The sequence below is a fragment of the Commensalibacter sp. M0133 genome, from assembly GCF_016101485.1.
GTDB classification, from domain to species: Bacteria; Pseudomonadota; Alphaproteobacteria; order Acetobacterales; family Acetobacteraceae; genus Commensalibacter; species Commensalibacter melissae.
In genome coordinates this window covers 1-2,161 of sequence record NZ_JACFQI010000010.1, presented here as the reverse complement: position 1 = coordinate 2,161, position 2,161 = coordinate 1, and the positions used below count along the sequence as shown (strand labels likewise).

Annotated in this window: 1 protein-coding gene; it reads left to right on the top strand. The window is 34.4% G+C overall.

Features of this window, described 5'->3' with window-relative positions; all coding sequences use genetic code 11:
* Positions 1 to 512: 512 nt before the first annotated feature.
* Positions 513 to 2,161: Hint domain-containing protein (locus H3T46_RS08865; protein WP_232350047.1), on the top strand; the 1,649-nt coding region annotated here is incomplete at its 3' end.

The following is a 2,161-nucleotide window of genomic DNA, read 5'->3' as shown; positions in this document are numbered from 1 at the left end:
TTCTGCAAAAGGGCCGGAAGATCCTTACCGTAAAGGTCATCGCCGCTGGACCGTATATCTCACAAAACCAGTTGGATCATAAAAAAATAATGTCATCATAATAAAAATTACAAATACCATTTTATATCACTTATAAGGCTGGATCAGATAAATTGATCCGGCTTTTTTATAAAACCCATTTGATTCTAGCAATTTTATTACTTAATCCATATCCCGACCAGGCCATCACTTCATAATGTCATTTTCCATACATTTATTGAAAAACAAAATTGGGTGAATCCCTATCTAACTATTTTTAATAGAAATCTAATATTTATTAAAAAATAATAAATGTATTCAAGATATTACATTTCAATTATCAAATTTAATTTACTAATTATATTAATAACATTATAATAATTAAATATATTAAATAATAAATAGCATGCTCATGAAAGTATTACTTAAATAATAAATGTCGCAAATACTTACTTTCTGACACGCTTATAATAAAAATTATATGAGAATCACTGATGACGAACCAACAAAAAGATTACTTGCGTAAAGATAAAAAAGATGATGATACATTCAAAATAAATCATTCATTTGTCCATTCATATCAATATCCTCCATCCTATGGTGAAAAGAACAGTCAAGATTCTATTCAAACCTTCTCAAATAATCGCCTTACAAGAGAGAATGCGACTTCCAATCAATTAAAAAATGTCGAAAATACAGACCTGAACAGTTATATATTACAAAATAACAATCCGATCATTGATAGTGGCAATTGGTATGCCGTTAAATTAAGTGATGGCCGCACTGTCTACAAAATAAACTCAACCAATGGACAGTATTTCAGCCTATCAACAAATAATCATCTTACATCTGATCCATCACAAGCCTATTCAGGACCCATCAATTTTGTTGACAGCACTGTAACCATTACAAATGGTGCAACCGTTTCAGGTTCAAATTTCCTTTTGATCAAAAACAGCCCCTCTAACAATTCAGCCATTACAATCAATACTGGTGGAACGCTCCAGGATTCAAATATATTCAATCAAAATGTTACGATGAATGGTGGCAGTTCCACCAACAACACTTTTATTTCCAGCCCCGTTATCATGAACGGTTCCGCCACTTCGGATAATGACTCATTCCTTAACCCAAATACTACAAGAAGCGGTTATAATCTGGGAGGTCAAAGTTTTAGTGGCAATAGTTACAAGAATCAACCCAACTCTTATTTTCAATCAAGTGATAATAATACTGCCAATCTTACCCTCAATAACAACAGTAAAGTAACAAATCCCAATATACCGGATCTTTACAGATACAACCCTTCATCAAACAGGCTGACCGTATCAGTCAGCAGAACCGCCCAATTTTCTCAAGAACAGATTACCGGGGATGATATTGAAAACTATGTAAAAAACTATAACATTTCCAACGATCATATCAATATCATCGGTACGAGTGGCACCACCTCAATTTATATCAGCTCTGAAATCGCTTCAGATCCTGCCGGTAATATGATTAGACAGAATGTCTATAAAAATGGAGCCGGAATTATCATTTACAGAGGTAATGATCCAGTAAATATTTTCAACATTAACAATATCTATATTCAAGATGGAGCGGTTGTAGACGGTGCTGAAATTTTTGCCAATAATAGTTGGCAGAACGTTTTTATACAAAAAGGTGGCACCCTAAAAAATTCAAAATTTTATGATGGTTATATAGGGATCGAACAAGGTGGAAATTCAATAAACAATACTTATTTCTCGCCAGAATTTTCAAGTAATGGCCATTATATTGACGGTTTGTCTCAAAATGATACGATTTATGAAACATCCTGGTCAGCAAGTGGGAAATTAAATATCGCAAATAATAATAATATTTGCCTGAATGGAAACAACCCCCCTGTCTATAATCAGACTAACAACAACCCTCCACCCAATCAATCTATCTGGTTAACCAACGGATTGACTCGCGTAACAGTCGGAACTACAGGACAATTCATCAATCCAACAATAAACACTAATCACAACTATTCCATAGATTATGTGCCGGGACTGAACACTGATAATCCCCAACCCTGTTACCTTTGTGGCACGATGATAGAGACAAGAGACGGATTGAAGGCCATAGAAGAGATCCGTGCCGGAGACATGGTTTA